Below are 24,617 nucleotides of genomic sequence, written 5' to 3'. Positions count from 1 at the left end.
GCCCGTTCTCATCCCTTGCCCTCCCTTGCCCTCGTCCCCCGCGCCGGGTATAATGGAGAAAACAAAAGTTTGCCCACACGGCACAGAGGAGGGAGAGCCGCTTGAAACAGCAGAGCTTTTTTGATTCCCGCACCCAGTCGCAGCCCCTGGCCGCCCGCCTGCGGCCGGAAACGCTGGAGGAGTTCGCGGGCCAGCGCCACCTGTTGGGGGAGGGGAAGATCCTGCGCCAGCTCATCGACCAGGATTTGATTTCTTCCATGATCTTCTGGGGGCCGCCGGGGGTGGGCAAGACCACCCTGGCCCGCATCATCGCCCGCCGCACCCAGGCGGAATTTGTGGATTTCAGCGCCGTCACCAGCGGCATCAAAGAAATCAAAGAGGTGATGGCAGCGGCCGAGCGCAGCCGGATGATGGGGGACCGGACCATCCTCTTTGTGGACGAGATCCACCGCTTCAACAAGGCCCAGCAGGACGCCTTCCTCCCCTATGTGGAGCGGGGGAGCATCACCCTCATCGGCGCCACCACCGAAAACCCCTCCTTTGAAATCAACTCGGCCCTCCTCTCCCGCTGCAAGGTCTTTGTGCTCCAACCCCTAAAGGAGGAGGAGATCGCCGAACTGCTCCGCCGCGCCCTGGCGGACGAGCGGGGCTTTGGCAAGTTGCAGGTGGAGATGGCCGACGAACTGGTGCGGGCGGTGGCCGCCTTTGCAAACGGCGACGCCCGCACCGCCCTGGGCACCCTGGAGATGGCCGTTCTCAACGGAGAGCGGCAGGGGGAGCGGACGGTGGTCACCCGGGAGAGCCTGGAGCAGTGCATCAGCAAAAAGTCCCTCCTCTACGACAAGGGGGGCGAGGAGCACTACAACCTGATTTCGGCCCTGCACAAGTCGATGCGCAACAGCGACCCCTCGGCGGCCATCTACTGGCTGGCGCGGATGTTGGAGGCCGGGGAGGACCCCCTCTACGTGGCCCGGCGGCTCATCCGCTTCGCCAGCGAAGATGTGGGGATGGCCGACAGCCGCGCCCTGGAGGTGGCGGTGGCCACCTACCAGGCCAGCCACTTCATCGGCATGCCCGAGTGCTCGGTCAACCTGACCCACGCGGTGACCTACCTCTCGCTGGCCCCCAAGTCAAACGCCCTCTACGCCGGGTACGAGAGCGCCAAGAAGGACGCCCTGGGGATGTTGGCCGAGCCGGTGCCCCTGCAGATCCGCAACGCCCCCACCCGCCTGATGAAGGAGCTGCACTACGGCGAGGGGTACGAATACGCCCACGACGCCGACGAGAAGGTGACCGCCATGCAGTGCCTGCCCGACTCCCTGCTGGGCAAGCGGTACTACCAGCCCACCGACCAGGGCTCGGAAAAGCGCTATCGGGAGCGGCTGGAACAGATCGAGCGGTGGAAGCGGGAACACGGCTGGAAGGGATGACCCCCTCCCCCTCTGCAAAATCTCTGTCATTTTTCTCCCCGATCGGTTGCCATTTCGGGCAGCTGTGGTAGGATAGGGGTGACCCCGTGCTGGGCGGCGTCCACACCGCCTTTGCGGCGAGGGGCCGCGGCCCCATCCTCTCAAACACCTATCTCTGAAAGGGGAAAGCGGAGCGGCGCCGGGCGGACAAACGGGGCAAATACCGCCTGGTGGCGGTGATTTTTGGCGGGCCGACCGCCTTTTTCGCCCTGGAGACCGTCCCCATCCTCACCCTGTCAAAAATCCCCTTCCTCTGCGCCCTGGGCTTTGACATGGTCTAAGCCGTCGCCGACGCGGGGAAGAGCGGAAAAAAATAGCTGGCCGCGGCTCTGCGCGGCGAAAAAAGGAGTGCTGTCGTCTTGAAGACCATTTTACTTGTGTTGCTCGACCGGTGGGCCGACTGGGAGGGCGCCTATCTCGCCTCCGCCCTGGGAATGCTGGCCCCCGGCAAATACGCTGTCAAAACCGTCTCTTTGACCGGGGAGCCCGTCTCCTCCATCGGCGGGGTGCAGGCGCTGCCCGACTTCTCTGTGGACGGGGCGCCGGAGGAGTACGAGGCCCTCTTTTTGATCGGCGGCCTCTCCTGGCGGGAGGAGAGCGCCCGCCGGGTGACCCCCCTGGTGAAGGACTGTCTGGCCAAAGGGCGGGTGCTGGGCGGCATCTGCGACGCCGCGGGCTTCCTGGGGACCGTCGGGGCCCTCAACCGGGTGCGCCACACCGCCAACGACCTGGGGGACTTGAAGCGCTGGGCAGGGGATGCCTACACCGGGGAGGAGCGCTACCTCACCCGGCAGGCCGTGCGGGACCAAAACATCGTCACCGCCAACGGCACCGCCGCCCTGGAATTTGCCAAAGAGGCCCTGTTGGCCCTTGACGCCGCCCCCGAGCCCCTCATTCAGGAGTGGTTCGCCTTTCACAAGCTGGGCTACTACAACGCCCCCCTGTCGACCATGTCGTGATCGACCCGGCCCGCCAAAGGCGGCGGCCGCCTTTCCCCCCGCAAAAAATGAGAGAGAGACGAGGGTATCGCAATGGGACTGTTAAAGGGTTACAGCAAAGAGGAAAAGAGCTGGATGATGTACGACTGGGCCAACTCGGCCCACAGCGTGGTGGTGGTCACCGTGCTGCCCATCTTCTACGGCACCGTGGCCGGCTTCACCCGGGACTCCGCCAGCAGCATGGCCACCTGGGGGTACTGCACCAGCATCGCCATGTTGCTGGTGGCCCTGTTGGCCCCCATCCTGGGGGCGCTGGGCGACTTCTGGGGCTGGCGCAAACGGCTGTTCTGCATCTTTTTGGCGGTGGGGGTCCTCTCCTGTGCCGGGTTGGCCATCACCCCCCTCACCGGCTTTACCGACACCGCCGTGGCCGAGCAGGTGGGCCTCTGGATCTTGGGGCTCTACGTCGTCAGCCAGGTGGGTTTCGCCGGGGCCAATCTCTACTATGACAGCTTCCTCGTCGACGTCACCTCCCCCGAGCGGATGGACCAGGTCTCCCTGCTGGGATACGGGCTGGGCTACATCGGGGGGAGTACCATCCCCCTGCTCCTCTTCCTCCTGCTCAACTTGGTGGGGGTAGAGATGATCTACTGCCTGAGCTTTGCCTTTGGCTTCACCGCCCTCTGGTGGCTCTGCTTCAGCTGGCCGCTGCTCAAAAACGTCCGCCAGAAAAGCGGCGCCCCCTACCGCCCCGGGGCGGTGGGACAGGCCCTGAAAGGGCTGGGCAAAACGGTGGGGGAGATCGTCCGCCACCGGCAGATGCTGGTCTTCCTGCTGGCCTATTTCTTCTATATCGACGGGGTGAACACCATCATCCACATGTCCACCAGCTACGGCGACACCCTGGGCCTGGGCTCCACCGAAATGCTGTTGGCCCTGCTGCTGGTGCAGCTGCTGGGGCTGCCCTTCGCCCTGCTCTACCAAAAGCTGGCCGGCCGCTTCGGCGCCCGGACCATGGTGGGGGTGGGCATCGGCATCTACATGTGCATCTGCGTCTTCGGCTTCTTCATCCGTTCCATCTGGCAGTTCTGGGTGCTAGCCATCCTGGTGGCCACCAGCCAGGGGGGAATCCAGGCCCTCAGCCGCAGCCTCTTCGGAAAGATGATCCCGGACCGCTCCCGCTCGGGCGAATTCTTCGGCTTCTACGACATCTTCGGCAAGTTCTCGGCCATCATCGGCCCCAGCGTGGTGGCCCTGGCCTCCTCGGTGGCGGCCTCGGTCATCCGCTCCTCCCGGGGGATCGCCGCCGACGCCCCGGCCGCCGTGCTGGAAGGGGTCGCCCAGGAGGCCGCCCCCTGGGGGGTGCTCAGCATCCTGCTGATCTTCCTGGTGGGGGCGACCCTCTACTTTGTCGTCCTCCCCCGCTGCGAGAAGCGGTCGGCCGCCCCCTCCCCCCTCCCCGCCGAGGCGGGGGAGCCGACCCCCTGACCCCGCGCCTCGCTGGGCGCTGGACGACAGCTCCAAAAGGGCATCGTACGAGCTCAGCCGCTCAGGGGCGCGGCAGGGTCTCACGACCGCATTCACCCGCCGCCAGACCGGCGATCCCGGACACCACTTCGCGCCACCCCCTCCCCAAAATCGCCTTCTTTTCCACCCCTCCAACACCCTTTCAGAAAAGGCTTCCGCCAAATCGATTTGACTCCCCCGGTAAAATCGGGGGGCGCGAAGCGACAAAAAGAGGGCCGCGAGAGAGATCCTCTCGCGGCCCTCTTTCTCTGCGAGGCCGGCTTTTAGGCGGGGGGCAGGGCGATCCAGTAGCGCTGGGTCACACCGCCGTCCTCCCGCTCCCGCTCGTCCTCCAGCACCCCGCCGCAGGCGAGGATGGTCCTCGCCGAGGCGCGGTTATCCCGGTCGCAGGTGACGAGCACCCGCACAAGCCCCATCTCCCGGCAGCGCACCAGCCCCTGGCGGAGCATCTCCTTGGCGTGCCCCCGCCGCCGCTGGGAGGGGCGGACGCTGTACCCGATGTGGCCGCCAAACTGCAGCAGGTAGTCGTTGAGCCGGTGGCGGATGTCGATCATCCCCACCAGCCGCCCGTCCTCCGGCCGCACCGCCAGCAGGGTGGTGGCGGGCACCATGCCGGGGAGAGCGGTCTCCTCCCGCCGGTTGCGGCGCACCGCGGCCAGCCAGGCGGCAAAGCTGCCCGCCTCGGCAAGACCGGCGGTGCCAGCCAGGCTGTTGTCGCCCGCCTCCAAACATTCGGCGCGGTAGCAGAGCACCTGGTCGCCCCACTCCTCGCTGGGAAACACAAGCTGTAACGCCATCAAAAGCCCTCCTCTTTCCTCCGCCGGGCGGCGGGTGTTTGGGGCATCATACCATCTGCCCCCGAGGCTGTCAAGGCCGCGGCGCCTCCTCCCCGCCCCGGCGGGCGACGGTGCTGCGGTTTTCGGTGCCGGCCAGCTTGTCGTAGGGCAGCCGGTGCTGCCGGGTGAGCCCGGCGGCAAAGAGGGAGAAGACGAAGAAGGCCGAGACCAGCCCCAGCAGGGAAAAGAGGACCAGCACCGGCAAAGTGAGCCCCTGGGAGAGGGCGGCGCGCCGCTCAAAGAGCCGCAGGGCCACCACCGGCGCGGGGAGAAAGACCAGGTAGAGCATCCCCTGCCTGACCAGGATCTGCCAGAACCGGGGGCGCTCTCCCCCCTCCCCGGCGAGTTTGAGCCCCACCAGGGCCTTGCCCAGGGTGCGCCCGCCGGTGAGCCAGGGCAGCGCCACAAAGTAGAGGAGCACCAGCCCCAGGTAGAGCAGGGCCGCCCCCCAGCTGCGCAGCCCCAGCAGGTCGCGCAGGCCGGGCCAGCCCGATCCCCGGTGGGCCAGGGTGACAAGGCCCGCCAGCAGCCCCCAGTCGAGGCAGAAAGCCACCAGCCGCCGGGGGTAGGAGACCCGCCGCCCCTTGCGGTAGGAGAGGGTGTCCAGCTGCTGCCGGGTGGGGAGCAGCCAACTGAGGGCCGGGGTGAGCCAAAAGCCCAGCATCCCCCCCAGGGTGTTGAGGAAGAGGTCGTCCACGTCAAACACCCGGTAGGGCCGGGGGTAGATGCCAAAGAGGGCCGAGTACTGGATGAGCTCAAAGCAGAGGGTGACGAAAAAGACCAGCAACAGGGTGGAGGTCCAGCCCCGCTTGAAGTAGTAGCGCAGGTAGACCCCCAGGGGGAAGAGGAGCAGCAGGTTGAAAGCCGGCTGGTAAAAACAGCCCTGGCGCAGGGCGGGCAGCCAGGTGGAGGGGTCGCCGGGCACCAGGCAGCTCTCCTGCAAAAATACCCGCACAAAGTGAAAGGGGTGCAGCTGGCGGGTGGGGGTGGTCATCCCCGCCACCTGGGAGATGGGCGGCAGGGGGAGGGCGGTGAGGAAAAAGGCGCACATCAGGTAGAGGATGAGGGAGTAGACGACGAGCACCCGAAAGAGCAGCAGCGCCCCATACCGCCGGTACTGGGCCACCACATAGGGCAGGGAGAAGAGGGCGGCCAGCACCGGGAAGAGGAGGAAGGCCGCCTGGATGGGGACGAGGTAGGAGCGCACAAAAAACACCGCCTTGCTGCGTGTACATTGGAAAACATCACTGCCCTATCTTTGCACACCTGTAGCGCCAAATCAAGGCGCAATTTTTAAAGTTCCAAAACCCCACCAAAACAGCAGGCAAAAATTTGCCAAAACTGTGCAGTCTGCGTCCTCTTGCCCCCCATTTTGCAACCTGCATAAAAGGGGCACAAGTCGCCGCCCGATCGGGCGGCCCGCCGTAAAAATTGTGATCTGCCGCTTGACAACCGCCCAAATCGGGATATAATAACCTCATTCACAACAGAGAAAGGTGACGACGGGAAGAGTAGCCCCGCAGTCCGACGCGACAGAGAGCCGGGAGAGGTGAGAGCCGGCGCAGAGGAAGCGGGGGGAAGAACATCCCCGAGCCGCTGACCGAACCCGGCGCTGCCGGCAGTAGGCTCAGACGCGGGCGGCGCGTTACAGCCGCAGACCATAGGCCGAGAGGGAGCGGATCTCTCCCCTTTCGGACACAGTGTGTGACGAGTGGGCCGCAAGGGCGCGGCTTATTTGGGTGGTACCGCGGAAAGTGAAGAGAGCTTTTCGTCCCAATTTGCGGGGCGGAGGGCTCTCTTTTTCCATCCTCTGCCCGGCGGCATTTGAAGCGCCAAGCGCAAAAGGAGGAGCGATCGTTGTGAAGCGAACCGATTACTGCGGCGCCCTGCGGGAGCGGGACACCGGCCGCACCGTCACCGCCGCCGGCTGGGTACAGACCAAGCGGGACATGGGCGGGGTCATCTTTGTGGACCTGCGGGACAGGGAGGGCATCTTACAGGTGGTCTTTGACGCCCGCAACCTCAGCCCCGCGGGCTTTGCGGTGGCCGACCGGCTGAAGAGCGAGTCGGTCATCGCCGTGCGGGGGGACATCCGCATCCGCGGGGAGGAGACCTACAACCCCAAGCTGGAGACCGGCACCATCGAACTGGCGGCGCGGGAGATCGAACTGCTCTCCCGGGCCGAAACCCTCCCCTTCTCCCTGGAGGAGGGGGAGCGGGTGCGGGAGAGCGTGCGGATGAAGTACCGCTACCTGGACATCCGCCGCCCCCAGCTGCAGAAAAACCTCCGCTTTCGCCACCGGGTGGTGCGGGCGGTGGAGGATTTCTTGGACGGGGCGGGCTTCCTGCAGGTGGAGACCCCGATGCTCACCAGATCCACCCCCGAGGGGGCGCGGGACTACCTGGTCCCCAGCCGGGTACACCCCGGCTCCTTCTACGCCCTGCCCCAATCCCCCCAAATCTTCAAGCAGCTGCTGATGGTGGGCGGGGTGGACCGGTACTACCAAATCGCCCGCTGCTTTCGGGACGAGGACCTGCGGGCGGACCGCCAGCCCGAGTTCACCCAGGTGGATATGGAGCTCTCCTTTGTCGACCAGGAGGACATCTTGCAGCACCTAGAGCGGCTCTTCAAATCCCTCTTCTCCCAGGTGCTGGGGGTGCAGATGGAGGAGCCCTTCCCCCGCCTGACCTGGCGCCAGGCCATGGACCGCTACGGCACCGACAAGCCCGACCTCCGCTTCGGTCTCCCCATCGTGGAGCTAAGCGACCTGGCGGCCGGCTGCGGCTTCTCGGTCTTTGCCCGGGCGGTGGCGGCAGGCGGCCTGGTGCGGGGCATCAACCTGCCCGGCGGGGCCTCCCTCACCCGCTCCCAGATCGAGGAGCTGACCCGCCGCGCCCTGGGTTACGGCGCCAAGGGGATGGCCTGGATCGCCGTCCGCCCCAACGGGGAGATCAACTCCATCCTCACCAAGTACTTCACCGCCGCCCAGCTAGACGCCATCCTGCAGCGGGCGGGCACCCGGCCGGGGGATCTTCTCCTCTTCTGCGCCGACTCCTTCGCCACCGTCTGCCGCACCCTGGGCGGCCTGCGGTTGGATTTGGCCCAGATGTTGGATCTGCGGCGGGAGGGGGACTACCGCTTCTGCCTGGTGACCGACTTCCCCGAATTTGAGTGGTCGCAGGAGGAGGGGCGCTACCTGGCCACCCACCACCCCTTCACCATGCCCTATCCCGAGGACCTGCCCTATCTGCAGAGCGACCCCGCCCGGGTGCGGGCCCAGGCCTACGACGTGGTGCTCAACGGGGTGGAGCTGGGGAGCGGCAGCATCCGCATCCATCAGCCCGAGGTGCAGCGGCAGATGTTTGCCGCCCTGGGCTTCTCCCCCGCGGAGGTCGAGGAGCGCTTTGGCTTTTTGGTGCGGGCCTTCTCCTACGGGACCCCGCCCCACGGGGGCTTTGCCTTCGGCCTGGACCGGCTGGTGATGCTGATGCTGGGCGCCCCCTCCCTGCGGGAGGTCATCGCCTTTCCCAAAAACAAAGACGCGATTTGTCCCCTCACCGAAGCCCCCTCACCGGTGGACCAGGGGCAGCTGGCCGAGCTGGGGCTGGACGCCCTCCTCCGCCCCGGCAGCCGGGGGGAGGGGGCGCGGCCCGCCCCTCAAATCGACGTGGAGGCGGTGGCCGAACTGTCGAAACTGCGCATCGCCGAGGGGGAGCGGACCTCCCTCGCCCGGGAGATGAAGGGGATGATTGCCTTCGCCGACGCCCTCGCCCAGGTGGACACCGAGGGGGTGGCGATCACCTCCCACGTGGTGCCGCTGGAAAATGTCTTTCGGGCTGGGGGGCCCCGCCCCTCCACCGGCCGGGAAAAACTGCTGCAAAACGCGCCCGAGGCACAAGACGGCTACCTCTTTGTGCCATCGGCGGTAGAATAGGAGGAGCGCGCCGTGAAAGAGTTGACAGAATACACCGCCTGGGCCCTGGCCGAGGGGATTCGGGCCGGGACCTTCACCGCCCAGGAGGTCGCCCGGGCCCACCTGGCACAGATCGCCGCAGCCGAGCCCCAGGTGGCCGCCTTTCTGACCGTCACCGCCGAGCGGGCTCTGGCCGCCGCCGGGCAGATAGACGCAAGGCGGGCCGCCGGCGACCCCCTTCCCCCCCTGGCCGGGGTGCCCATGGGGGTCAAGGACAACCTCTGCACCGAGGGGGTCGCCACCACCTGCGCCTCCAAGATGCTCGAGACCTTCGTTCCCCCCTACACCGCCACCGCTGTCGAGCGGGCCGAGGGGGCCGGGGCGGTGAGTCTGGGCAAACTGAATATGGACGAGTTCGCCATGGGCTCCTCCACCGAGAACTCCCACTTTCAAATCACCCGCAACCCGCGGGATTTGAGCCGGGTGCCGGGGGGGTCCTCCGGCGGGGCGGCGGCTGCCGTGGCCGCCGGGGAATGCGCCTTTGCCCTGGGCTCGGACACCGGCGGCTCCATCCGCCAGCCAGCGGCCTTTTGCGGGGTGGTGGGGATGAAGCCCACCTACGGCGCAGTCTCCCGCTACGGGCTGGTGGCCTTCGCCTCCTCCCTCGACCAGGTGGGGCCGCTGACGCGCACGGTGCGGGACAACGCCCTGGTGCTAAACGCCCTGGCGGGAAAGGACAGCCGCGACGCCACCAGCTTGGACCGGGACTGGGGCGACTTCACCGCCCAGCTCGACGGCGGGGTCAAGGGGATGCGCATCGCCCTGCCGCGGGAGTATTTCGGCCGGGGCCTCGCCCCCGAAATTGCCGCCGCCATCCGCGGGGCAGCCGACACCTTTGCCCGCCTGGGCGCCCAGGTGGAAGAGGTCTCCCTCCCCACCCTGGAATACGCCCTGCCGGCCTATTACGTCATCTCCTCGGCCGAGGCCTCCTCCAACCTGGCCCGCTTCGACGGGGTGAAGTACGGCTACCGCTCCCCCCACTACAGCGACCTGGACAGCCTCTACAAGAACACCCGCACCGAGGGGTTTGGGCGGGAGGTCAAGCGGCGGATCCTGCTGGGCAGCTTCGTCCTCTCCTCGGGCTACTACGACGCCTACTACAAAAAGGCCCAGCAGGTGCGCACCCTGGTGAAGGGGGACTTCGACCGGATCCTCCGGGACTTTGACTGCATCCTCTCCCCGGTGGCCCCCACCACCGCCTACAAAATCGGCGAAAAGACCGCCGACCCGCTGCAGATGTATCTGGGAGACGTCTACACCGTGCCCGTCAACATCGCCGGGGTGCCGGCCCTCGCCCTGCCCTGTGGGGCGGACAGCCAGGGCCTGCCCATCGGGATGCAGCTCATCGGCCGCCCCTTTGGCGAGGGGGACCTCTACCGGGCCGGACAGGCCTTTGAACAGGAGCGAGAGGGGGAGAAATCATGCATGTGAACACCTATAAAGGGTATGAGATGGTCATCGGGCTGGAGATGCACGTCGAACTCAAGACGGCCGCCAAGATCTTCTGCGACTGCCCCACGACCTTCGGCGCCCCGCCCAACACCCAGTGCTGCCCTGTCTGCATGGGGATGCCCGGCACCCTGCCGGTGCTCAACAGCCAGGTGGTGGAGTTCGCGATAAAGGCGGGGCTGGCCACCGGCTGCCGCGTCTCCCCCCGCTCCCGGCAGGACCGAAAAAACTACTTCTACCCCGACCTGCCCAAGGCCTATCAGATTTCCCAGTACGACCTCCCCCTCTGCGAGGGGGGCGCCCTGTCCATCGAGACCGAGGGGGGGCAGAAGACCGTCGGCATCACCCGCATCCACATCGAGGAGGACGCGGGAAAGCTGGTGCACCTGCCCGGGGGCGGCACTCTCATCGACTGCAACCGCTGCGGGGTGCCCCTCATCGAAATCGTCTCCGAGCCGGACATCCGCTCGGCCGAAGAGGCCAAGGCCTACCTGCAAAAGCTGCGGGCGGTCATCCTCTACACCGGCATCTCCGACTGCAAGATGCAGGAGGGCTCCCTGCGCTGCGACGTAAACCTCTCGGTCCGCCCGGCGGGGGGGGAGGCCCTCGGCACCCGAACCGAGATGAAAAACCTCAACAGCTTTCAGTCGGTCACCCGGGCCATCGAATACGAGTTTCGCCGCCAGGTGGACGCTCTCGAGGCCGGGGAGGCCATTGTCCAGGAGACCCGCCGCTTTGACCAGAACAGCGGCAAGACCCTCTCCATGCGGCGCAAGGAAAATGCCAACGACTACCGCTACTTCCCCGACCCCGACCTGCCGCCGATCCGAGTCGACGAGGCCTATTTGGCCCGGCTGCAGGGGGAGATCCCTGCCCTGCCGGACGCGCGCAAGGCCGACTATGTGGCCCGGTTCGGCCTCACCCCCTACGCGGCCGAACAGCTGACCGCCCGGCGGGAGGTGGCCGATTACTTCGAGGCGGCCGCTGTCCGCTGTCGCTACCCCGCGCTGGCGGCCAACCTGATCCTGGGCGAGGTCCTCTCCCTGCTGGGGGAGGACGGGGGCGAGATCCCCCTCTCCCCCGCCCATCTGGCCGCCCTCTGCGAGCTCTGGGGGGAGGGAAAAATCAACAGCTCCACCTGCCGCCGGGCGCTGGAAGCCCTCTGGCGGCAAGACGGCCCGCCCGAGGAGTGGATCGAAACCCAGGGGCTGTGGCAGATCACAAACGAAACCGCCCTCGCCCGGCTGGCCCAAGAGGCGGTGCGGGCGGCCCCCCGCTCGGCATCCGACTACCGCCGGGGCAAAAAGGCCGCCCTGCAGGCCCTGGTGGGGCGGGTGATGAAGGCCACCCAGGGCCGCGCCGACCCCGCGCGCACCCAGGACATCCTGCGCCGCCTGCTGGACCGCTGACCCCGCAGAGATCTGCCCCAAAAAGCCGCCGCCAGAGAGCTCTCCGGCGGCGGCTTTTTTTAGGGGGAAACGATCTCCTCCCTATTTGAGGTGGGCCATGTCGGGCACATCGCACCAGCGCACCGGATAGCCCGCCCCCCTGGCGCAAAAGACCGAACCGGGCGGGTTTTCCAGATCGCGCTCCGGGTCATAACCGGCGGCAGCCACCACCTCGTCGGCGTTGTGGCAGGGCCGATACCCGCCGTAGACCGCCGAAAAGTGCCCCCGCCCGTGGGTGAAGGCGGGCAGTTCGGCCGCGTAGTGGAGGAAGGTGGCGACCGGTCCGCTGCCGCTCACCACCGCCGTGTCCCCGGCGATCTCAGGGGGCGAAAAGCTGCCCTGTAACCGCTGGATGTCGGCCAGCACCCGGCCCAGCTGGTCGGCGTGGAGGGTGGCGGTGAAGTCGTACCACGGCTCCAAAAGAACGCTCTTCGCCCCGCAGAGGCCCTGGCGGATGGCCCGGTAGACCGCCTGGCGAAAATCGCCCCCCTCGGTGTGTTTGAGGTGGGCCCTCCCCTTTAAAAGCACCACCCGCACGTCGCAGAGGGGGGCGCCGGTCAGCACCCCCCGGTGCTCCTTCTCCAAAACGTGGGTCTCGATGAGGGATTGCCAGTTGTGGGCGAGCGCGTCGGTGGAGCACTCGCTGGCAAAGGTGACCCCGCTGCCCGGCGCCCCCGGCTCCAGCCGCAGCCAGACCTCGGCGTAGTGGCGCAGGGGCTCAAAGTGGCCGATCCCCACTGCCGGGGCGGCAATGGTCTCGCGGTAGCAGATCTGCGCCGGGCCAAAGGCGACCCCCAGCCCAAAGCGGCGCTCCATCAGCTCCTGCAGCACCTCCAACTGGATCTCCCCCATCACCCGCAACTGCAGGTCCCGCAGGGTCTCGTCCCAGCGAACTTCAAGGGCCGGGTCCTCCTCCTGCAGCGCCAAAAAGGCGTCTCGCACCTGGCCCGGCGGCTGCTCCCCCCAGCAGGCCGACACCTGCAGCACCGGCTGCAGCGCCGGGGCGGGCAGGTCGCCCACCGCCCCCAGGCCGCCGCCCGGCAGGGGGCGGCGCAGCCCTGTCACCCCGCAGACCTCCCCCGCCAGGGCGCGGGGGGCCTGGGTGTAGCGCTCCCCCTCGTAAAAGCGGATCTCGTTGACCTTTTCGCCCCCCACTTCCCCCTTGACTTCCAGGGACCCGGAGAGGATCTTGAGAAAGGTGACCCGCCCGCCGCCGGGGTCCCGCCGCACCCCAAAGACCCGGGCGGCAAAGGGGGCCTCCCGGCGCTCCTCATAATCGGTGGGGAGAAGGGCCCCCAGCCCGGCCAGCAGGCCCTCTAGCCCCTGCCCGGTGAGACCCGACCCGGCAAAGACCGGGAACAGTTCCCCCCGCGCCGCCAACTGCGCCGCCCGCCGCAGCCAGAGGGCGGGGTCGTATCCCCCGTCCAGATACCGCTCCAACAGCTCGTCGTCCCACTCGGCCAGGCTCTCCACCGCCGCCGCAGGCAGTTCCCCCGCAAAGCCGCCGCTCAAGTCCAGCAGCCGGGGCGAGAGGCGGGCGCGCAGCTGGGCGAGAGCGGCGGGGAGATCGGCCTCTTCCCGGTCGCACTTGCCCACAAAGAAAAAGGTGGGCACCCCCCGCTGCCGCAGCAGCCGCCAGATCAGCTGGGTGTGGCCCTGCACCCCCTCGGTCCCGTCCACCAAGAGGACGGCCCCGTCCAAAACCGAGAGGGCCCTCTCCATCTCGGCGGCAAAGTCGGCGTGGCCCGGGGTGTCGATGAGGGCGTATTCGTCCCCCCCAAAGGAAAAGTGGGCCTGCCCGGAAAAGACGGTGATCCCCCGCGCCCGCTCAATGGCGTCGCAGTCCAGGAGGGAGGTCCCCTCCTCCACCCCGCCCCGGCGGCGGGTGGCCCCCGCCAGGTGGAGAAGCCCCTCTGCGAGGGTGGTCTTTCCCGCATCCACATGCGCCAAAATGCCAATGGTCTTTTTCACGCTGTACGCCCCCTGTCCCCGCGGCGATTTTCCCGCCGTACAAGAGCTATTTTACCACACCCCGCCCCGCTGCAAAACCCCTTGCGCCCCGCCCGGCGCGGGGGGTATACTGGCAGTGGAGGTGAGCTGCCATGACCGTTATGGAAGCCATTGAGAAGAGAAAGAGCATTCGCGCCTACCTGGACCGCCCCATCCCCCCCGCCGCGCTGGAGGCGGTGCTACAGGCCGGCCAGCTGGCCCCCTCGGCCCGCAACCAGCAGGCCTGGAAATTCGTGGTCGCTACCGAGCCGGCCCTGCGGGAACAGCTGGCCGAGGCCTGCTGCGGCCAACCGTTTGTTGCCCAGGCCCCGGCGGTGCTGGTCCTCTGCGCCGACCAGGCCGCCCAGATGCGCTGCGGCCAGCCCGCGCGGACGGTGGACTGCTCCATCGCCCTCTCCTTTATGATGCTGGAGGCCGCCGAGCAGGGCTTGGGGACCTGCTGGCTGGGCGCTTTCGAGCAGGAGGGGGTGCGCCGGGCGCTGCACATCCCGCCGCAGTACGATATCGTCGCCGTGAGCCCCCTGGGCTACCCCGCCGAAGAGGGGCGGCCCCGCAGCCGCAAGCCCCTGGAGGAGCTGGTGGTGCGGGAGCGCTGGGCCGACTAGGCAGAAGAGGGCCGGGGCAAAGCGGTTGCCCCGGCCCTCTTTTTTGCACACTTCGCCCGTTTAGTCGAGCTTGCCCGCCTGCCAGCAGTTGTAGCACATCCCGATGTAGGCGTCGTTGCCGCCGATGAGGATCTGCTCCCCCTCCTTGACCACCCTGCCGTCCTTGATGCGGGCGTTGACCTCGGCCTTGCGCCCGCAGCGGCAGACCGACTTGATCTCGGTGAGGCTGTCGGCGATCTCGAACAGGCGCTTGGAGCCCTCGAACATATAGGTGCGAAAATCGGTTTTCAGCCCAAAACAGAGCACCGGCACAAACTCCATGGCAATGTCCTTGAGCTGTTCGACCTGGGCGGCGGTGAGGAACTGGGCCTCGTCGATGACCAGCACGTCGTAGCGGTTTTGCAAAAACCAGTCGTAGAGGTCCAGGTCGTTTGAGATGACGATCCCCCGCCCTTCCAGCCCGATGCGCGAGCGGATGACGTCCGCCCCGTCCCGGTCGTCGGTGGCGGGCTTCATCAGCCCCACGGTGTAGCCCTTCTCCTCGTAGTTGAACTTGGTCATCAGGGCCTGGGCCGTCTTGGAACTGCCCATGGCGCCGTACTTGAAATAGAGTTTTGGCATGCCTTCTCCCCCCGCAAAAAAGGGGCTGCCCGCAGGCGGCCCCGGCTGTCTTTCAGTATACCGCCTCCCCCTCGGTTTGAAAAGACCCGCGCGCCGGAAATTGATGAAATGGACAATTTTTCAAAAGAGGGGTTGTACAACTCGCTCATTTTCCTCGAAACAATTGCCATCCCCCCAACATCAGTGGTATACTGCAGACGAAATAAAAACGTTTTTATAGAGGGCTCACCGAGCTCTCTGCAGCGAGAAAGGTAGGCGCATCAACATGGTCAAACACGAATTTTACGACACCTGGTCCAGCCAGAAGACCCGTCACGGCTTCGTCGCTGACGAGGTGATCTCCGCCCTGCAAAAGGAGATCCGCCGGGGAAACGAGGACAACGCCATCCGCCTGGGGTACGAGATGTACTGCACCAGCAAAGAGATGGAAAACCTGCTCTGGATGCGCCTGGCGGTGATTTCGGTGGAGGACATCTGCTTTGGGGAGCCCAACGCCCCCCTGATGATCGACGCCCTGGACCACCTGCGCCAGAAGTTTGACTACACCCCCGGCGGCAGCCGCGCCCTCTTCCCCATCCACGCCATCCGCTACCTCTGCAAGTGCAAGAAGGAGCGCTCCAGCGACATCCTCAAAAACATCATCTTCCGCGAGTTCGACGAGGGCATCTACCCCACCATCCCCGACTACGCCATCGACATGCACACCCAGAGGGGGCGGGAGCTGGGCCTGGGCTTCGAGCAGTTCCTCGACCCTGAGGGCCCCGGCAAGGTGGAGCCCCACATGGACCTCTACGACAAGGAGCTCAAGCCCATCTTGATGGAGATGCTCGCCAGAGAGGACGACGAGGCCAAAAAGGCCTTTGTCAAAAAACAGCTGGGCAAATAGCCTTTTCCACGCTCCATTTTCACCCCTGTTCTCACAGCAAAAAGGCCGGGACGGCGTCTGCCGCTCCGGCCTTTTTGCGCCCTTTTTAAAGGGGTTCCCCCCGCGGCCCGGCCCGGTGGAGCAGGGTGTGGCAGCTGGCGTCCATCCCCAGGGCCCCCAGCGGCGCGGTGAGGAGGATGGAGAGGACGGCCACCGAGAGGACGATGTTGCCGCAGGGCAGCCCCAGGGCCAGGGGGACCGAGCCGATGGCCGCCTGCACGGTGGCCTTGGGCAGATAGGCGATGGCGCAGAAAAGCCTCTCTTTTTTGTCGAGCGGCGTGCCCAGCAGGCAGAGAAAGACCCCCGCCGAGCGAAAAAGGAGCCCCAGGGCGATCAGCCCCACCGCCGCCGGCCCGGCCCCCAGGGTGTAGCGGATGTCCACCGCCGCCCCCACCAGCACGAAGAGGATGACCTCTGCCGCCAGCCAGAGCTTGCCGAACTTCTCGGCGAGGCGGCGGCCCACCAGTGGGTCGCTCTCCCGCTGCAGCACACAGGCCATGGCCATCACCGCCAACAGCCCCGAGAGGGGGAGGACCCCTGCCAGCCATCCCTCCGCCGCCACCAGCAAGAAAGAGACCCCCAGCACCACGATCACCTTGAGACTGCCCCGCACCAGGTGGCCGCGGGCAAAGGCGCCCTCGAAAAACCGGGCCAACAGCCAGCCTGCGGCGGCCCCCAGGGCGATGCCGGCGAAGATGGAGAGGGGGATGCCGGCGAAGTCCCAGGCCGAGGCGGAACCGCCCTGGGCCATCCCCACAAAGGTGGTGAAGAGGACGATGACAAAGACGTCGTCCAGGGATGCCCCGGCGAGGATGAGCTGGGGGATGCGCTTGTCGGTGCCCAGCCCCTCCTCCATCAGCTGCACCATCTTGGGGACCACCACCGCCGGGGAGACCGCGCCCAGCACCGCCCCTATCAGGGCCGCCTCCAGCCGGGTGACGCCCAGCAGCCGGGGGGCAAAGAGGGTGACGGCGCCGATTTCAAAGAGGGCGGGGAGAAAGGAGAGGAGGAGGGCCGGTCGCCCCACCGCCTTCAAATCCCTTAGGTCCAGGGAGAGGCCGGCCTTGATGAGGATGACGATCAGCGCCATCTGCCGCAAATCGGCGGAGACGGCGAGGATCGAGCCGTCGAGGAGGGCCAGGGCATAGGGCCCCAACAGAACGCCGGTGAGCAGCATCCCGATGATGCGGGGCAGGTGCAGCCGCTGGCAGATGGCGGCCAGCGCCAGGCCGGCCAAAAAGATGAACGCGAGGGAGGTGAGCATAAAAAAGTCTCCTTTTTGCGCAGAAAAAGCCGATGGCCCTCTGCGACGGTAAAATCACAGAAGTCATCAGCTCGTAAAAGCGGTTTCGGTTGCCCGGGGGAGCACTTCATTCCCCAATCTTCTCTTTGCACACAAGCATACCAGACCCACCGGCGGCTGTCAACCGCCGCCGAACGGCTTTTCGCCGAAGACCTCCCAACCAGCCCCCGCCAGCACATCGCATAGGGACCCTCGCTTGGCCAGGATGGGGAGAGGGCGATGAGAGCGATCCCCGCCCCCGCCGACAGGGAGAAAATGAAAACAAGGATCCCCGCCGGGGGAAAATCCGGTCCCCCTGCGATCCGAAAGGCCCGCCAGCCGTCCTCCCGGGCGAAGGCGGGTCCCGGCGCGCCCCCGGTGGAGCAGATTGACGAACACTCCTCGCCGGCTTTCTAGATAAAGCAAAAGGGCCGCCCCCATCCACCGCCGAAAGGCCGCCGCTTGGCACCTCGACCGCCATCTCTTCAGCTCTCTTGCCTCGGCGTGTAAACCCGCCCCTCCCCCCTGCCATCATCCCATCCGCCCGCGCCGATTGCCGGCAAAACCGGGCCGCGCCATTAGCCTGCGCTAAAGAATTCCCACCCTGACCTGCTACAATAAAAATATCCCCCTCCCCCCAGGGGAGGCGGGCGATTTTGTGTGCTGGGAGGCAATGCACTATGGCGGATTACGACGTTGCAATTGTCGGCTGCGGCCCTGCCGGAATGACGGCGGCCATCTACGCGGCCCGGGCCAACATGAAGGTACTGCTGCTGGACAAACTGGCCCCAGGCGGCCAGATCGTCAACACCTTTGAAATCGGCAACTACCCGGGAATGGAAAAAGTCGGCGGGGCCGACCTGGCCATCTCGATGTTTGAGCACACCCAGAAGCTGGGGGTGGCCTTTGACTACGCCACGGTGGAGGAGATCCTCGACGAGGGGGAGGAGAAGATCCTCTCCTGCAAAGAGGGGCAGCGCATCTCCTGCAGGGCGGTCATCCTGGCCACCGGCACCCGGCCGCGGATGCTGGGGGTCCCCCACGAGCTCGACTTTGCCGGCAGCGGCATCAGCTGGTGCGCCGTCTGCGACGGGGCCAACTACCGGGACCGGGACGTGCTGGTGCTGGGCGGCGGCAACTCGGCGGTGGAGGAGTCGCTCTACCTGGCCGAACTGGCCCGCCGCCTGACAGTGGTGACCCTCTTTGATTTGACGGCCGACCCCTCGGCCTGCGACAAGCTGCGGGCCCTGCCCAACGTGGATGTCCACGAGTTTTACGACATCAAGGATTTTCTGCCCGGCGAGCACTTCACCGGCCTGCGGGCGGTCTCCACCAAGACGGGGGAGGAGTTGGTGGTGCACGCCGACGGCGCCTTCGAGTACATCGGGCTACAGCCCACCACCGAGCCCTTCGGCTCCCTGGGGATCTTGAACGACCACGGCTACATCCAGGCCGACCGGGAGATGAAGACCGCCCGTCCGGGCATCTTCGCCGCCGGCGACGCCATCGAAAAGGGGCTGCGGCAGATCGTCACCGCCGAGAGCGACGGGGCCATCGCCGCCGAGAGCGCCGCCCGCTATGTGCGCGCCCTCACCCGATAAACGCTTTTCAGGGGGGCGGCGGCCCCTCTGTTTGCAGGAATCGAACAGGGGCCCTTGCGCCCCGACCGACAAAGGGAGGAATTTTTATGGCAGTCACTGTAAAAGAGATGGACGGTGCCGAACTGGAGCGCCTGATCGAAACCGGCGCCAAGGTGCTGGCGGACTTCTACTCCAAGACCTGCGGGCCCTGCAAGATGCTGGGCTTCGTCCTGGGCGACGTGGCCAAAGAGGTCGACGGGGTGGAGATCATAAAGGTCTGCTTTGAGGAAAACCCCGAGGCCGTCAAGGCCCACGGGGTCGAGGGCTACCCCACCATGATCCTCTTTGAGGGCGGGGCGGAGAAGGCCCGCCTCAAGGGGCTGCAGCAAAAGCCCCTCATCGTCTCTACCATCGCCGGATAGCCCAAACACATCCCAAACGGCCGACCGCTCATTTTTCTTCCGCGGCTATGCTATAATGAAGAGAGATGAGAACGCCCGCAAAGGAGAGAGAGCCATGATGATGCTGGAAGACCTGATCGCCCAAAACCCCGCCCTTTTCAAAAAGGAGTACAACCACTTCTACCGGCGGGGGAGTTACCTCCTCCACCAGGGGGAGCCGCTGCAATCCCTCTTTTTCATCCTCAAGGGCTCGGGGATCGTGGGCTGCGTGGACGAGGACGGCGGGGAGCGGGTGCTCCACTACTTTCACCGGGGGGACTGCGCCGGCAAGGCCGCCCTCTACCGGGAGCGGGGCAACTCCCCCATCTTCGAGGGGGCCAGCATCGTCGCCATGACCGACTGCCTGTGCTACAAGGTGCCCCTGGAGGAGTGCGTGAATTACGCCCAACAGCACGCCGGGGTCTTTCGCTACCTGATGGAGGTGCTGGGCCGGGAGGTCGGCCGGCTGGAGGAGAACCTGATGCTGCTGCGGGAGAACAAGACCGCCGCCGTCCTCTGCCGCTTCTTTCAGGACAACGCCTACGACCAAAAGGGGGTGCTGGCCCTGGACCGGTGGTTCAATTACGAGGAGCTCTCCCGCATCCTGGGCATCCACAGCGTCACCATCTCGCGGATGGTGCGGCGGCTGATGGAGGAGGGGGTGGTCGCCCGGGAGCCCCACCGCTTTTTGATTTTGCGACCCGCTGCGCTGGAGAGTTACGCCGCGGGAAAGCAGCCCCTCCACTACCTGTAAACCCCAAAGAAACATCCATACCCCGCCCGCTGGGCGGTTTCAGGAGGCAGATCACAATGGAAAAGACCATTTCCTACACCCGGCAGGAACACATCATCACCCGCCAGGCCCGGGCCGAAGAGGCCCTTCTCTCCCAGCTGGACGCCGGGGACTACACCCCCGAGCACCCGCTGGTCCAGCTCAACCCCTACTTCTTCGCGCCCCTGTGCGCCCTGGTCCTCTTTCACACCGTGACCCCCTGCGAGGTGACGGTGCGGGTCCTGGGCAAGGAGCCCGCAGGGGACATGGTGCACCGCTTCCCCCGCGAGACCCGCCACGTGCTGCCGGTCTACGGCCTCTATCCCGACTGGGACAACCAGGTGGAGATCACCCTGGAAAACGGGGAGAAGAGCCGTCTCTCCATCCCCACCGACCCGCTGCCCGACGAGGTGCCGCAGGCCACCTCCATCGACACCACCGCCGCCTACATGGGGGACAATGTGATGGTCCTCACCGCCGCCATGGCCGCCACCCCGGTGGCCTTTGACTACCGGGGGGACATCCGCTGGTACTCCACCGAAAAGCTCAACTTCGACCTCAAGCGGCGCCCCAATGGCCACCTGCTGGTGGGGACCGAGCGCTTTGTAGGGATGCCCTACTACACCACCGGCGTCTACGAGATGGCCTTCTCCGGCAAGATCTTCAAGGAGTACCGGGTGCCCGGCGGCTACCACCACGACCACTTCCCCATGGAGGACGGCAACCTGCTGATTTTGACCCAGCAGCCCGAGGCCGCCACCGTGGAGGACTGCTGCGTGCTGGTGGACAAGGACACCGGGGCGATCCTCAAGAGCTGGGACTACAAAAAGGTCCTGCCCCAGGACAAGGGCGGTTCCGGCAGCCAGGACGAGCACGACTGGTTCCACAACAACGCCGTCTGGTACGACAAAAAGACCAACTCCCTGACCTTCTCGGGCCGCCACCAGGACGCCATCATCAACCTGGACTACGACACCGGCGACCTCAACTGGATCATCGGCGACCCCCAGGGCTGGCCGGAGGAGATGCAGCGCTACTTCTTCACCCCGGTAGGGGAGGACTTTGAGTGGCAGTACGAGCAGCACGCCTGCATGGTGCTGCCCGACGGGGACATCATGTGCCTGGACAACGGCCACTACCGCTCCAAAGACCCAGCGCACTACCAAAAGGCGGCGGACAGCTACACCCGCGGGGTGCGCTACCGCATCGACACCGAGAAGATGACCATCCGCCAGGTCTGGCAGTACGGCAAGGAGCGGGGGGCGGAGTTCTTCTCCTGCTACATCTCCAATGTGGAGTACTATAAAGACGGCCACTACCTGGTGCACTCCGGCGGCATCGGCACCCTGGACGGGGCCCCCTGCGAGGGGATCCCCGCCCAGATGAAACAGGGCCCCGACGGGGACCGGGTGCAGCTTGGCTCCATCACCTGCGAGCTGGTGGACGACCAGCTGGTCTACGAGCTGCACGTCCCGGCCAACTGCTACCGGGCGGAGAAACTGCCCCTCTACTACGCCGGCGAACAGGCGGAGCTGGGGGCGGGCAAGGTGCTGGGCAGCCTGGGGGTCACCGGCGAGTTCGACACCGCCATCCCCGCCGAAGAGACCGGCGAACTGGTGCCCGAGCACTACAGCGCCCGCCTGGTGGAGGAGGACGATCGCTTCACCTTCAGCGCCACCTACGAAAAGGGAGAGCTGGTGCAGCTGCTCCTCTGCGGGGAGGACGGCAGCACCCACCGCTACTTCATCAACACCGCCAAACAGTCCTTTAAGGCCATGTGCGTGGGGACCTTCCAGAAGGCAGACCCCCGGGACGTGGACAAGGTCATCAGCAAAGAGGGCCTTTCGGGGCGCTACCAGGTCAAGCTCGTCTGCGACGACAAGCTCTACGAGACCGGCGTCACCATCACCGCCTAGCGGGGGCTTTCGCGAACAGGGCAGGGCAGCGATTGGCTGCCTCGCCCTGTTTTTTTGCACACCGGCGGCAGAGGGCGGCAGGGCAAGCGCCCGCGCCTTGTCATTTATTGTGATTTCCTGTCCTTCAAAAGAGCGGGGGATATGGTATAATGGATTTCATTCTACCGGCCGGCGAGGGGACCGTCCCCTCCCGCTTAAAGACCGCCCACGCCCCTCTCGCGCCGCCGCGAACAGATGCCGTTTTCACAAACCCGCAGGGCCCCGCCCGAAGGGAGGGCGACCCGCCAAAAGCAGATGGGGGGATCTTCTGCATGTACCGACTGCTCGCCGTCGACGACGACCCGGCTGTCTGCCGGGCCCTCTTCGACTACTTTTCCAGCCGCGGCTTCTTCGTGGCCACCGCCCGCAGCGCCGAGGAGGCGCTGCGCCTGTCCCAAACACCCCCTCCCTTTGACTGCGCCGTGGTCGACGTGCTGCTGCCCGACCAGAGCGGGCTCAAGCTCTGCCAGGCCATCAAGGAGACCGGGGCGGCCGTCGTCTTTCTCTCGGCGCTGGGGAGCGAGGACGACCGGGTGCAGGGCTTTCTCTCCGGCGGGGACGACTACCTCTGCAAGCCCTACAGCCTGGCCGAACTGGAACAGCGGGTGCTGGCCCGCACCCGCGCCCGGCAGGGCACCAGGGCCCAGCGGGACCTGCGCTTCGGCCCTGTCTGCATCCGCCTGGACCGACGCCAGGTGGAGGTGGAGGGCCGGCCGCTGGAGCTGACCTGCAGCGAATTCGACATCCTGGTCTTTCTCGCCCAGCACCGGGACGTCCCCTACACCCAAGACGCCATCTACCGGGCCATCTGGAACCAGCCGGGGCTGGACGGCACCCACACCGTGCAGGTACACGTGGCCCAACTGCGCAAAAAGCTGGCCGCAGCGCTGCCCGGGCACTCCCTGATCCAGACCGTCTGGGGGAAGGGCTACCGGTTTTCCCCGCCGCCCACAGCATAAAAAAGAGGGGGGATCGGCCCGCAAGGCCGGTCCCCCCTCTCTCGCCCTATTTGCGCCAGGCCCGTCGCAACAGCAGGATGGCCGCTGTCGCCGCCCCACAGGCAGCGGCGGCCCCCGCCACCGGCCAGAGCCAACTGCCGGCAGGGCGCTCCTCCCCCGCGGGGGAAAAGACGGGCGCAGCCGCACCCTCTCCCTCCGGGGGGACCGCCCCGCCGCCGTGCTCCCCGCTCTCCTCGCCTACGCTGGGCTCAGCAGACTGTGGGGGCATCTGCCCCTCCGGGCGGGCCGAGCCGGAGACAGTGGGGCTGCTGGGGGCTGTCTCCTCCTTTGGGTCGGGACTGGGCAGCGGGGTCTCGGGGTCCTGCCGGCCCCCACCACCCCGGTTCCCGTCAATGTCCTCGTGCTCTTCCTCCGCCGGCTCCCCGCTGGGCGGAAGGGGATTTCCGTCGGGAGGCAGGGGTCCCTCGTCGGGAAAGAGGGCCGCCCTGTCCCAGGTAAAGCGGCAGGTGTTGCTGACCCCCGCCCGGGGAGAGCGGGTGATCCGCACCCGAAACTGCCACTCCCCCTCCTCCAGGTCGCAAAGGTCGATGGCCAGCCTCGACTCGCCCTCTGCCGGGTAGGCGACGGCCCGCTCCTCTTCCCAGGTGAGACCCCCGTCCCGGGAGGATTGCAGGTAGATGCCCCCAAAGGTGAGGGGGTTTGTCAGCAAGAGGACGGGGGGATCTTTCTCCCTCTCCGGCAGGCGGACGCAGAGGTCGCCGATGGGGGCCGCACCGGTCACCTCCACCTCGGCAGTGACGGCCACGGCGCCCCCCGGCAGCAGGCCGTCCATCCCCGGCAGTTCCACCGCACCGGAAAGGGTAAAGCTGCCGCCCGTCGCCTGCCCGTTCCAGTAGGCATTTTCATCCCAGCGCACCGGGAAGCGGGGGGACTGATAGTTGTTCTCCTCCTCGCAGAAAAGGTCGACCGGGACCGCGGAGGGCAGCCCGCTCTCGGCCAAGCTGGCCCCGGGGAGGACCGACGCCGGGCGGCATTCTGGCAGCCCCAACAGCTGCCAGGCCCGACGGACGACCTGCTGGCCGGAGAGGGCGGGGTCGGGCCGGGCGCTGCTGCCGCTGAGGGTGATCTCCCCCTGGCAGACGACCGACTGGGCCCCCTCCCCCTGGGCGGCAAAGGTGCAAAACTGGGCGCAGACCGGAAAGGCGGACCGTAGGGCGGCGCTGTCTCTGCCCTGAACGGAAAGCTCGGCCTGAAAGAGGTCCAGCTGTCCCTCAGCCCCCTCCCCCGCCCAGAGAAGGGCGGTGGCGCCCTCGCCCCGGGACGAGATGCGGGTGGGCCCGCTGCCGGAGCCGATGAACACCCAGGCGGGGGCCCCCTGCCAGATGGCCACCCCGCTCTCGGCGGCGACCTCGACGCCGTACAGGCTGAAGACGCCGTCCTCCACCCGGATCATCCCGTCGGGCCGGCCCTCCCCCACAATGCGCAGCCCGCCGCCGCTCTGGCGCAGGTAGGCCGACTGGACGGGGTCGTCCATCAAGATCTGGTGGGGACCGCAGTCGATGGTGATCTCCCCCACCAAGTCGGCGGTGTCCAGGTACCACTCCCCCTCCTCCAAGAGCAAGTCCCCCCGCAGGACAAAGGTGCCGCCGTCCACCCGGTGCTCCTCGTACCACGCCTGAAACCGCTCGTACTCCCCCTCGGCCGGCGCGGCGGTGGCCGCCGTCACCCCTCCCGCCAGGAGGAGGAGCATCAAAGTCGCCATCAGGCCGGCCAATCCTCTCTTTTTCATCTTCTCTGTCTCTCCCTCTTCTCAAAAACCCTGAAAGG

At 66.7% G+C, this 24,617-nt stretch carries 19 protein-coding genes and 1 riboswitch; of the genes, 13 read left to right on the top strand and 6 right to left on the bottom strand.

The genetic code is table 11. From position 1 onward, the window contains the following. Window positions 1-101: 101 nt before the first annotated feature. The 3 genes from KQI11_RS01820 (at window position 102) to KQI11_RS01810 (ending at window position 3,895) form a co-directional block, all read left to right on the top strand. Complete coding sequence (locus tag KQI11_RS01820; protein ID WP_216400863.1) at window positions 102-1,430, top strand: replication-associated recombination protein A; 1,329 nt, start codon at window positions 102-104, stop codon at window positions 1,428-1,430. A 398-nt stretch (window positions 1,431-1,828) separates the two neighbouring features. Beyond that, window positions 1,829-2,428 carry a DJ-1/PfpI family protein gene (locus tag KQI11_RS01815; RefSeq protein ID WP_353653888.1) on the top strand — a complete coding sequence of 200 codons (600 nt, stop codon included), beginning with the start codon at window positions 1,829-1,831 and terminating at the stop codon, window positions 2,426-2,428. 72 nt (window positions 2,429-2,500) lie between these two features. Beyond that, a complete protein-coding gene (locus KQI11_RS01810) occupies window positions 2,501-3,895 on the top strand; it encodes an MFS transporter (RefSeq protein WP_216400862.1) in 1,395 nt (464 codons plus the stop codon). Window positions 3,896-4,197: 302 nt separating this feature from the next. Here the strand turns inward: KQI11_RS01810 and KQI11_RS01805 are convergent, their stop codons facing one another. Together KQI11_RS01805 and KQI11_RS01800 are read right to left on the bottom strand one after the other, a co-directional pair. Continuing rightward, window positions 4,198-4,731 (bottom strand): GNAT family N-acetyltransferase, encoded by a 534-nt coding sequence (locus KQI11_RS01805; protein WP_353653887.1) that lies wholly within the window; start codon window positions 4,729-4,731, stop codon window positions 4,198-4,200. 70 nt (window positions 4,732-4,801) lie between these two features. Further along, complete coding sequence (locus KQI11_RS01800; RefSeq protein WP_216400860.1) at window positions 4,802-5,977, bottom strand: VanZ family protein; 1,176 nt, start codon at window positions 5,975-5,977, stop codon at window positions 4,802-4,804. A gap of 652 nt (window positions 5,978-6,629) precedes the next feature. On the opposite strand from KQI11_RS01800, the gene aspS reads away from it, so the two are divergent. The 3 genes from aspS to gatB are packed head-to-tail and all read left to right on the top strand — an operon-like array spanning window position 6,630 to window position 11,602. Further along, complete coding sequence (gene aspS / locus KQI11_RS01795) at window positions 6,630-8,705, top strand: aspartate--tRNA ligase (protein ID WP_216400859.1); 2,076 nt, start codon at window positions 6,630-6,632, stop codon at window positions 8,703-8,705. Window positions 8,706-8,717: 12 nt separating this feature from the next. Further along, the gene (gene gatA / locus KQI11_RS01790) at window positions 8,718-10,175 is read left to right on the top strand and encodes an Asp-tRNA(Asn)/Glu-tRNA(Gln) amidotransferase subunit GatA (RefSeq protein WP_216400858.1); all 1,458 of its coding nucleotides are present in this window, start codon (window positions 8,718-8,720) and stop codon (window positions 10,173-10,175) included. Next, window positions 10,172-11,602, top strand: a complete 1,431-nt coding sequence (gene gatB / locus KQI11_RS01785; protein ID WP_502757124.1) for an Asp-tRNA(Asn)/Glu-tRNA(Gln) amidotransferase subunit GatB — start codon at window positions 10,172-10,174, stop codon at window positions 11,600-11,602. The genes gatA and gatB overlap by 4 nt, the downstream gene beginning before the upstream one ends. Window positions 11,603-11,683: 81 nt before the next feature. Here gatB and KQI11_RS13390 read toward each other — a convergent pair whose 3' ends face one another. Then, window positions 11,684-13,612, bottom strand: a complete 1,929-nt coding sequence (locus tag KQI11_RS13390; protein ID WP_216400857.1) for an elongation factor G — start codon at window positions 13,610-13,612, stop codon at window positions 11,684-11,686. Window positions 13,613-13,743: 131 nt separating this feature from the next. On the opposite strand from KQI11_RS13390, the gene KQI11_RS01775 reads away from it, so the two are divergent. Continuing rightward, on the top strand, window positions 13,744-14,256 hold the full coding sequence (locus KQI11_RS01775) for a nitroreductase family protein (RefSeq protein WP_216400856.1): 513 nt from the start codon (window positions 13,744-13,746) through the stop codon (window positions 14,254-14,256). Window positions 14,257-14,316: 60 nt separating this feature from the next. Here KQI11_RS01775 and KQI11_RS01770 read toward each other — a convergent pair whose 3' ends face one another. Beyond that, complete coding sequence (locus KQI11_RS01770; RefSeq protein ID WP_185915633.1) at window positions 14,317-14,877, bottom strand: thymidine kinase; 561 nt, start codon at window positions 14,875-14,877, stop codon at window positions 14,317-14,319. Window positions 14,878-15,142: 265 nt separating this feature from the next. Between KQI11_RS01770 and KQI11_RS01765 the strand changes: the two genes are divergently transcribed. Next, a complete protein-coding gene (locus tag KQI11_RS01765) occupies window positions 15,143-15,763 on the top strand; it encodes a hypothetical protein (protein ID WP_185915632.1) in 621 nt (206 codons plus the stop codon). 85 nt (window positions 15,764-15,848) lie between these two features. Here the strand turns inward: KQI11_RS01765 and KQI11_RS01760 are convergent, their stop codons facing one another. After that, window positions 15,849-17,066: a cation:proton antiporter gene (locus KQI11_RS01760; RefSeq protein WP_216400855.1), complete on the bottom strand. Its 1,218-nt coding sequence runs from the start codon at window positions 17,064-17,066 to the stop codon at window positions 15,849-15,851. Between the two features lie 50 nt (window positions 17,067-17,116). Continuing rightward, window positions 17,117-17,189, bottom strand: a riboswitch (Fluoride riboswitch). Window positions 17,190-17,764: 575 nt separating this feature from the next. On the opposite strand from KQI11_RS01760, the gene KQI11_RS01755 reads away from it, so the two are divergent. The 5 genes from KQI11_RS01755 (at window position 17,765) to KQI11_RS01735 (ending at window position 22,790) form a co-directional block, all read left to right on the top strand. After that, window positions 17,765-18,685 carry an NAD(P)/FAD-dependent oxidoreductase gene (locus tag KQI11_RS01755; RefSeq protein ID WP_216400854.1) on the top strand — a complete coding sequence of 307 codons (921 nt, stop codon included), beginning with the start codon at window positions 17,765-17,767 and terminating at the stop codon, window positions 18,683-18,685. Between the two features lie 86 nt (window positions 18,686-18,771). Further along, a complete protein-coding gene (locus tag KQI11_RS01750; protein ID WP_185915629.1) occupies window positions 18,772-19,086 on the top strand; it encodes a thioredoxin family protein in 315 nt (104 codons plus the stop codon). Between the two features lie 94 nt (window positions 19,087-19,180). Then, the gene (locus tag KQI11_RS01745; RefSeq protein WP_185915628.1) at window positions 19,181-19,858 is read left to right on the top strand and encodes a Crp/Fnr family transcriptional regulator; all 678 of its coding nucleotides are present in this window, start codon (window positions 19,181-19,183) and stop codon (window positions 19,856-19,858) included. Window positions 19,859-19,914: 56 nt separating this feature from the next. Continuing rightward, window positions 19,915-21,792, top strand: coding sequence for an aryl-sulfate sulfotransferase (locus KQI11_RS01740; RefSeq protein WP_216400853.1), 1,878 nt, complete (start codon window positions 19,915-19,917; stop codon window positions 21,790-21,792). 311 nt (window positions 21,793-22,103) lie between these two features. Next, window positions 22,104-22,790, top strand: a complete 687-nt coding sequence (locus tag KQI11_RS01735; RefSeq protein ID WP_216400852.1) for a response regulator transcription factor — start codon at window positions 22,104-22,106, stop codon at window positions 22,788-22,790. A 46-nt stretch (window positions 22,791-22,836) separates the two neighbouring features. On the opposite strand, the gene KQI11_RS01730 is transcribed toward KQI11_RS01735, so the two are convergent. Continuing rightward, window positions 22,837-24,579: a hypothetical protein gene (locus KQI11_RS01730; protein WP_216400851.1), complete on the bottom strand. Its 1,743-nt coding sequence runs from the start codon at window positions 24,577-24,579 to the stop codon at window positions 22,837-22,839. Between the last annotated feature and the right edge of the window lie 38 nt (window positions 24,580-24,617).

The organism is Acetanaerobacterium sp. MSJ-12 (genome assembly GCF_018917875.1).
Taxonomy (GTDB): Bacteria; Bacillota; Clostridia; order Oscillospirales; family Ruminococcaceae; genus Bittarella; species Bittarella massiliensis.
This window is presented reverse-complemented; position numbering and strand designations above follow the sequence as displayed.

Excerpts from the sequence above, each read along its gene's own strand:
- KQI11_RS01735 (WP_216400852.1), top strand. The coding sequence starts at position 22,104 with ATGTACCGACTGCTCGCCGTCGACGACGACCCGGCTGTCTGCCGGGCC.
- KQI11_RS01730 (WP_216400851.1), bottom strand. The coding sequence starts at position 24,579 with ATGAAAAAGAGAGGATTGGCCGGCCTGATGGCGACTTTGATGCTCCTC.
- KQI11_RS01745 (WP_185915628.1), top strand. The coding sequence starts at position 19,181 with ATGATGATGCTGGAAGACCTGATCGCCCAAAACCCCGCCCTTTTCAAA.
- KQI11_RS01750 (WP_185915629.1), top strand. The coding sequence starts at position 18,772 with ATGGCAGTCACTGTAAAAGAGATGGACGGTGCCGAACTGGAGCGCCTG.
- KQI11_RS01775 (WP_216400856.1), top strand. The coding sequence starts at position 13,744 with ATGACCGTTATGGAAGCCATTGAGAAGAGAAAGAGCATTCGCGCCTAC.
- KQI11_RS01740 (WP_216400853.1), top strand. The coding sequence starts at position 19,915 with ATGGAAAAGACCATTTCCTACACCCGGCAGGAACACATCATCACCCGC.
- KQI11_RS01805 (WP_353653887.1), bottom strand. The coding sequence starts at position 4,731 with ATGGCGTTACAGCTTGTGTTTCCCAGCGAGGAGTGGGGCGACCAGGTG.
- KQI11_RS01765 (WP_185915632.1), top strand. The coding sequence starts at position 15,143 with ATGGTCAAACACGAATTTTACGACACCTGGTCCAGCCAGAAGACCCGT.
- KQI11_RS01770 (WP_185915633.1), bottom strand. The coding sequence starts at position 14,877 with ATGCCAAAACTCTATTTCAAGTACGGCGCCATGGGCAGTTCCAAGACG.
- KQI11_RS01810 (WP_216400862.1), top strand. The coding sequence starts at position 2,501 with ATGGGACTGTTAAAGGGTTACAGCAAAGAGGAAAAGAGCTGGATGATG.
- KQI11_RS01760 (WP_216400855.1), bottom strand. The coding sequence starts at position 17,066 with ATGCTCACCTCCCTCGCGTTCATCTTTTTGGCCGGCCTGGCGCTGGCC.
- KQI11_RS01755 (WP_216400854.1), top strand. The coding sequence starts at position 17,765 with ATGGCGGATTACGACGTTGCAATTGTCGGCTGCGGCCCTGCCGGAATG.